Source organism: Mycobacterium sp. TH-M25 (genome assembly GCF_057473665.1).
Genome location: NZ_JBYCLA010000388.1, coordinates 1 through 7,533 on the forward strand (window position 1 = coordinate 1; position 7,533 = coordinate 7,533).

Annotated in this window: 7 protein-coding genes; all 7 read left to right on the plus strand. The window is 67.9% G+C overall.

Annotation, left to right across the window (positions count from 1 at the left end):
• On the plus strand, positions 1–251 hold a 251-nt coding region (locus AC2VOU_RS13120), incomplete at its 5' end, for a glutamine amidotransferase-related protein (protein WP_486957772.1).
• 81 nt (positions 252–332) lie between these two features.
• The gene (gene carB / locus AC2VOU_RS13125) at positions 333–3,680 is read left to right on the plus strand and encodes a carbamoyl-phosphate synthase large subunit (RefSeq protein ID WP_486957773.1); all 3,348 of its coding nucleotides are present in this window, start codon (positions 333–335) and stop codon (positions 3,678–3,680) included.
• Between the two features lie 2 nt (positions 3,681–3,682).
• Complete coding sequence (gene pyrF, locus AC2VOU_RS13130) at positions 3,683–4,498, plus strand: orotidine-5'-phosphate decarboxylase (protein ID WP_486957774.1); 816 nt, start codon at positions 3,683–3,685, stop codon at positions 4,496–4,498.
• A gap of 431 nt (positions 4,499–4,929) precedes the next feature.
• Positions 4,930–5,250: an integration host factor, actinobacterial type gene (gene mihF / locus AC2VOU_RS13135; protein WP_005146193.1), complete on the plus strand. Its 321-nt coding sequence runs from the start codon at positions 4,930–4,932 to the stop codon at positions 5,248–5,250.
• 73 nt (positions 5,251–5,323) lie between these two features.
• Entirely contained in the window at positions 5,324–5,920 is a 597-nt protein-coding gene (gene gmk, locus AC2VOU_RS13140) for a guanylate kinase (protein ID WP_486957775.1), read from the plus strand.
• 67 nt (positions 5,921–5,987) lie between these two features.
• The gene (rpoZ, locus tag AC2VOU_RS13145; RefSeq protein WP_486957776.1) at positions 5,988–6,314 is read left to right on the plus strand and encodes a DNA-directed RNA polymerase subunit omega; all 327 of its coding nucleotides are present in this window, start codon (positions 5,988–5,990) and stop codon (positions 6,312–6,314) included.
• A gap of 13 nt (positions 6,315–6,327) precedes the next feature.
• A partial coding sequence (gene coaBC, locus AC2VOU_RS13150; protein ID WP_486957777.1) for a bifunctional phosphopantothenoylcysteine decarboxylase/phosphopantothenate--cysteine ligase CoaBC occupies positions 6,328–7,533 on the plus strand: 1,206 nt, incomplete at its 3' end.

Consider the following 7,533-nt stretch of genomic DNA (forward strand, 5'->3'; position numbering starts at 1 on the left):
CCGGGCGGGTCGCCGTCACCGCCCAGAATCACGGCTTCGCCCTCGAAGGCGAGGCAGGACAGTCCTTCGACACGCCGTTCGGCCCGGCGGTGGTCAGCCACACCTGCGCCAACGACGGAGTCGTCGAAGGCGTGAAACTGGTTGATGGACGAGCATTTTCGGTGCAATACCACCCGGAGGCCGCGGCCGGACCACACGATGCGGAGTACCTGTTCGACCAATTCGCCGACGTGATGGGCGGCCAACGATGACGAGTGTGCGTGTCTGTCCGGCGACACGCCGTCAGTGGCGTGCAACTGTGCACGCTCGCGCCCCGATTGGAGAGGCAAAATATGCCACGGCGAACTGATCTCAAGCATGTCCTGGTCATCGGCTCGGGGCCGATCGTGATTGGGCAGGCGTGCGAATTCGACTATTCCGGCACCCAAGCCTGCCGGGTGCTGCGGGCCGAGGGCCTCGAGGTGAGCCTGGTCAACTCCAACCCGGCGACGATCATGACCGACCCGGAGTACGCCGACCACACCTACGTCGAGCCCATAACGGCCGCCTTCGTGGAGAAGGTTATCGCGCAACAGGCGGAGCGGGGTCACAAGATCGACGCGCTGCTGGCCACCCTGGGCGGCCAGACCGCGCTCAACACCGCAGTCGCGCTGTACGAGAACGGGGTCCTCGAGAAGTATGGCGTCGAACTGATCGGCGCCGATTTCAACGCCATCCAGCGCGGCGAGGACCGGCAGATGTTCAAGGACATCGTCGCCAAAGTCGGTGGCGAATCAGCCCGCAGCCGAGTCTGTTTCACGATGGACGAGGTTCGGGAAACGGTCGGCGAACTCGGACTGCCGGTGGTGGTCCGCCCGTCGTTCACCATGGGTGGGCTGGGCTCGGGCCTGGCCCATACCGCCGACGAGGTTGACCGGATGGCCGGCGCCGGGCTGGCCGCCTCGCCCAGTGCCAACGTCTTGATCGAGGAATCGATCTACGGCTGGAAGGAATTCGAGCTCGAGCTGATGCGCGACGCCCACGACAACGTCGTGGTGGTGTGCTCGATCGAGAACGTCGACCCGATGGGTGTGCACACCGGCGACTCGGTGACGGTGGCACCGGCGATGACGCTGACCGACCGCGAGTATCAGCGGATGCGCGACCTGGGCATCGACATCCTGCGCGAAGTCGGTGTCGACACCGGCGGCTGCAACATCCAGTTCGCCGTCGACCCGCACGACGGGCGGCTGATCGTCATCGAGATGAACCCGCGGGTGTCGCGGTCAAGTGCGTTGGCCTCCAAGGCTACTGGCTTCCCGATCGCCAAGATCGCCGCCAAGCTGGCGGTCGGCTACACCCTGGACGAGATCCTCAACGACATCACCAAAGAGACACCCGCGTGCTTCGAGCCCACGCTGGATTATGTGGTCGTCAAGGCCCCGCGGTTTGCGTTCGAGAAGTTTCCCGGCGCCGACGCGACGTTGACCACCACGATGAAGTCGGTCGGCGAGGCGATGTCGTTGGGGCGCAACTTCATCGAGGCGCTCGGCAAAGTAATGCGGTCGCTGGAGACCACCCGGTCCGGCTTCTGGACCAAGCCGGACACCGAAGGGACCGCCGAGGACGCGCTCGAGCGGCTGCGGACCCCCACCGACGGCCGGCTCTACGACGTCGAGTTGGCACTGCGGCTGGGTGCCTCGGTCGATCAGGTGGCCGAGGCGTCCGGGATCGACCCGTGGTTCGTCGCGCAGATCGCCGAGCTGTTGACGCTGCGCGACGAAGTGAGCGAGGCCGCCGTCCTCGATGGCGACCTGCTGCGCCGGTGCAAGCACAACGGCTTGTCGGACCGCCAGATCGCCGCGCTGCGACCGGAACTGGCCGGCGAGGGCGGCGTGCGCTCGCTGCGGCGACGGCTCGGCATCCATCCGGTGTACAAGACCGTGGACACCTGCGCCGCGGAGTTCGAGGCCAAGACGCCGTATCACTACAGCAGCTACGAGCTGGACCCCTCCGCCGAAAGCGAAGTGGCGCCGCAAACCGAGAAACCCAAGGTGCTGATCCTGGGCTCGGGGCCGAACCGGATCGGTCAGGGCATCGAATTCGACTACAGCTGTGTGCACGCCGCAACCACGTTGTCCCAAGCCGGTTTCGAGACGGTGATGGTCAACTGCAACCCCGAGACGGTTTCCACCGACTACGACACCGCCGACCGGCTTTACTTCGAGCCGCTGACGTTCGAGGACGTCCTGGAGGTGTTCCACGCCGAGCAGCTCTCCGGTGCCGGCGGTCCGGGCGTCGTGGGAGTGATCGTGCAACTCGGCGGCCAGACCCCGCTCGGGCTGGCGCAGCGGCTTGCCGACGAAGGCGTCCCGATCGTCGGCACCCCGCCCGCGGCCATCGACCTGGCCGAGGACCGCGGCGCCTTCGGCGAACTGCTGGCCGCGGCGGGACTGCCCGCACCGCGCTACGGCATGGCCACTACGTTCGCGCAGGCCCGGCGGATCGCCGCCGACATCGGCTATCCGGTGTTGGTTCGGCCGTCCTACGTCCTCGGTGGCCGGGGCATGGAGATCGTCTATGACGACGACACCCTGCAGGGCTACATCGCCCGGGCCACCGAACTCTCGCCCGAACACCCGGTCCTGGTGGACCGCTTTCTCGAAGACGCCATCGAAATCGACGTCGACGCGCTGTGCGACGGCGACGAGGTCTACATCGGCGGCATCATGGAACACATCGAAGAGGCCGGCATTCACTCCGGCGACTCGGCATGCGCGCTGCCCCCAGTGACGTTGGGCCGCAGCGACATCGACAAGGTGCGCACTGCGACCGCGGCGATCGCCCACGGTATCGGCGTGGTCGGCCTGCTCAACGTGCAGTACGCGCTGAAGGACGACGTGCTCTATGTGCTGGAGGCCAACCCCCGCGCCAGCCGCACCGTGCCGTTCGTCTCCAAGGCCACCGCGATACCGCTTGCCAAGGCGTGCGCACGAATCATGCTGGGCGCCAAGATCGCCCAACTGCGTGACGAAGGCCTGCTGGCGCCCGCCGGTGACGGCGGCAACGCGACGCCGGATGCACCGATCGCCGTGAAGGAGGCGGTGCTGCCATTTCACCGGTTCCGCCGCGCCGACGGCTCTGGTGTCGATTCGCTGCTGGGCCCGGAGATGAAATCAACCGGCGAGGTGATGGGCATCGACCGCGACTTCGGCAGCGCGTTCGCCAAAAGCCAGACCGCGGCTTACGGATCGTTGCCGGTATCCGGGACGATCTTCGTGTCGGTGGCCAACCGGGACAAGCGTTCGCTGGTGTTTCCGGTGAAGCGGTTGGCCGATCTGGGGTTCCGGGTGCTGGCCACCGAAGGCACTGCGGAGATGCTGCGCCGCAACGGCATTCCATGCGAAGAAGTGCGCAAGCATTTCGAAGAGGCGCAGCCGGGGCGGCCCGCGATGTCGGCGGTCGACGTCATCCGTGCGGGTGAGGTCGACATGGTGTTCAACACCCCTTACGGAAACTCCGGTCCGCGCATCGACGGTTATGAAATCCGCGCTGCCGCTGTCGGCGCCAACATCCCGTGCGTCACGACGGTGCAAGGCGTGTCGGCCGCGGTGCAGGGCATCGAAGCCGGCATCCGCGGCGACATCGGTGTGCGCTCGCTGCAGGAGTTGCACAGCGCGCTGAACCACGGCGGCAAATAGCCGTGCTCGGGTTCGGCGCCCGGCTGGCCGACGCGGTATCCCGTCGCGGGCCGCTCTGTCTGGGCATCGACCCGCATCCCGAGCTGTTGCGGGCGTGGGATCTGCCGGTGAGCCCCGAGGGCCTGGCGGCATTCTGCGACATCTGCGTGGCGGCCTACGCCGACTTCGCCGTCGTCAAACCTCAGGTTGCGTTTTTCGAGGCATACGGCGCGGCGGGTTATGCCGTCTTGGAACGCACCATCGCTGCCCTGCGCAGCGCCGGCGTGCTGGTGCTCGCCGACGCCAAGCGCGGTGACATCGGATCGACGATGGCGGCCTACGCGGCCGCCTGGACCGGCGTCTCGCCGCTGGCCTCCGACGCGGTGACGGCGTCGCCCTACCTGGGTTTCGGCTCGCTGCAGCCGCTGCTGGACAGCGCCGCGGAACACGGCAGCGGGGTGTTCGTGTTGGCGGCGACGTCCAACCCTGAGGGCGCGAGCGTGCAGCGCGCCGACGCCGGCGGCCGGCCGGTGGCGCAGCGGATCGTCGACCAGGCCGCCGCCGCCAACCGGGCCCTGGGCCCCGGCACGGTGGGCGTCGTCGTCGGCGCCACATTGCCCGCGGTGCCTGATGTCAGCGAGCTGGGTGGACCGGTGCTGGTACCCGGGGTCGGGTTCCAGGGCGGGCGGCCCGAGGCCCTCAGTGGCCTAGGTGGGGCCGTTTCGGGGCAGCTGCTGCCCGCGGTGTCGCGCGACGTCCTGCGGGCCGGACCGGACGTGACAGCGGTGCGCGCCGCCGGGGAGCGGATGCGCGACGCGGTCGCTTACCTGGCTCGCTGAGTGTCAGGAGCCGATCTACGACACGGCGTCGTTCACTTTTCGACCGGCGGGCCTGCTCGCGGCGACACGCGCGACACGCCGCAAGAATCCCAGTCGGGCCAGATTCGCCCCTTTTCGACCAGCGTCGACGCCTTGAGCCCATCGACTCTCCGTCGGCCGACGGGCCCTGCCCGGTGGCAAAAGTCCAGCTAGAGGTGATTTTGCCGTCGCAAAATTGAGCCCCCGCCCGCGGCCGGTCCGCTGTTGACGGCTCCGTCCCGAGCACCCGGGCGACGCTTCATCGCGGCCCTAAGCTGCGTATTCGTAGCTTCAACCAGGGGGGGCGGGTTAGATTTCGTCGGAAGGCGTGGGTACGGTCGTCACCGCTGGCTGGACTACCTGGCCGAGACAAACAAGGATCGAAATCTGTTGCTGATCGATACGGAGGAATCGTGGCCCTTCCCCAGTTGACCGACGAGCAGCGCGCGGCAGCGTTGGAGAAGGCTGCCGCCGCACGCCGCGCGCGAGCCGAGCTCAAAGACCGGCTGAAGCGTGGCGGCACCAATCTCAAGCAGGTGCTCAAGGACGCCGAGACCGACGAGGTCTTGGGCAAGATGAAAGTTTCCGCGTTGCTGGAGGCGTTGCCGAAGGTGGGCAAGGTCAAGGCGCAGGAGATCATGACCGAGCTGGAGATCGCCCCGACGCGCCGCCTGCGCGGCCTCGGCGACCGTCAGCGCAAGGCCCTGCTGGAAAAGTTCGACTTCACCGCCTGAGTCCGGCGACGATGCAGGCCCAAGGGCCTGGGGGAGAGCCAGGCGATAGCCCCGGTTGCTTCCTGGAGTGTCGTTGAACACCGACGGGGGACCGGACGGCATAGCACGCGTGATTGTGCTGTCCGGTCCGTCCGCAGTGGGCAAGTCAACGGTCGTCCGCTGCCTGCGGGAGCGGATTCCCGATCTGCATTTCAGCGTCTCCGCCACCACCCGGGCACCCCGCCCCGGCGAGGTCGACGGAGTCGACTACCACTTCGTGTCGCCGGCGCGCTTTCGGCAGCTGATCGATGAGGGTGCGCTGCTGGAGTGGGCGGACATTCACGGTGGCTTGCACCGGTCGGGCACCCTCGCCGGGCCGGTCCGCGACGCCGTCAACGCCGGCCGACCGGTCCTGATCGAAGTGGATCTGGCCGGAGCCCGCGCGGTCAAGCAGGCGATGCCCGAGGCGATCACCGTCTTTTTGGCCCCGCCGAGCTGGGCGGCGTTGCAGACCCGACTGGTCGGTCGGGGCACCGAGACCCCCGAGGTGGTCGAGCGCCGGCTCGCCACCGCCCGTGTCGAATTGGCGGCTCAGGATGACTTCGATCGGGTCGTGGTGAATCGTCAATTGGAAACAGCGTGCTCAGAATTGGTATCATTGCTGGTCGGACCCGCACCCGAGACGGAGTGATCTTTCCACCGGATCCGATTCGCCATCTAGCCGCACTTTCGCCACAGGCAGCCAGGAGAATATTTACGTGAGTAGTACGCAGACCGACACCTCGTTAGCTGCCGTCCCCGACCAGTTCGACCCGTCCGCGGGTGGCATCGGCGCCTACGACACGCCGCTGGGTATCACCAACCCGCCCATCGACGAGCTGTTGGCGCGGGTGTCCAGCAAGTACGCCCTGGTCATCTACGCCGCGAAGCGCGCCCGGCAGATCAACGACTACTACAACCAGCTGGGTGAGGGCATCCTCGAGTACGTCGGGCCGCTCGTCGAGCCGGGCCTGCAGGAGAAGCCGCTGTCGATCGCGATGCGCGAGATCCACGGCGACCTGCTCGAGCACACCGAAGGCGAATAGCGACAGGCTGGGGATGAGCCTCTCGGGTCAGCAGCGGACGGACCGCAAGCGGATCGTCGTCGGCGTCGCCGGGGGTATCGCCGCCTACAAGGCGGCAACGGTCGTGCGTCAGCTCACCGAGGCCGGCCACGAAGTCCGCGTCATCCCCACCGAATCGGCGCTGCGCTTCGTCGGGGCCGCCACCTTCGAGGCGTTGTCCGGCGAGCCCGTGCAGACCGGGGTGTTCGACAACGTCCCGCAGGTGCCGCACGTCGCCATCGGCCAGGCCGCCGACCTTGTCGTCGTCGCGCCCGCCACCGCCGACCTGCTCGCGCGTGCCGCGCACGGCCGTGCCGACGACCTGCTGACCGCGACGCTGCTGACCGCGCGGTGTCCGGTGCTGTTCGCCCCGGCCATGCACACCGAGATGTGGCAACACCCCGCCACCGTCGACAACGTCGCCACGCTGCGCCGCCGCGGCGCAGTCGTCCTCGAACCGGCGTCTGGGCGTCTGACGGGCGAGGACAGCGGCGCGGGCCGGTTGCCCGAAGCCGAGGAGATCGTCACGTTCGCCCAGTTGCTGCTGGAACGGCCCGAGGCACTGCCCTACGACCTGGCCGGGGTCACAGTGCTGCTGACCGCCGGTGGTACCCGGGAGCCGATCGACCCGGTCCGCTTCATCGGCAATCGCAGTTCCGGCAAGCAAGGCTATGCGTTGGCGCGGGTCGCCGCCCAGCGCGGCGCCGAGGTCACCCTGATCGCCGGTCACACCACCGGACTCATCGACCCGGCCGGTGTCGAGGTGGTGCATATCAGCACCGCTCAGCAATTGCGCGACGCGGTCTCCAAGCACGCGCCCGACGTTCACGTGCTGGTGATGGCCGCGGCCGTCGCGGATTTCCGGCCCACGCACGTCGCGACCGCCAAGATCAAGAAGGGCTCCGAGGAGCCCCAGTCCATCGACCTGGTCCGCAACGACGACGTGCTGGCGGCCACCGTGCAGGCCCGCTCCGCCGGTCAACTGCCGGACATGCGGGCCGTCGTCGGTTTTGCTGCGGAGACCGGTGACGACGACGGCGACGTGCTGTTTCACGGCCGGGCCAAGTTGCGGCGCAAGGGGTGTGACTTGTTGGTGGTCAACGCCGTCGGCGATGGGAAGGCCTTCGAGGTGGACCACAACGACGGCTGCCTGCTGGCCGCCGACGGCACCGAGTCGGCACTGCAGCCGGGCTCGAAGACT

Excerpts from the sequence above, each read along its gene's own strand:
- carB (WP_486957773.1), top strand. The coding sequence starts at position 333 with ATGCCACGGCGAACTGATCTCAAGCATGTCCTGGTCATCGGCTCGGGG.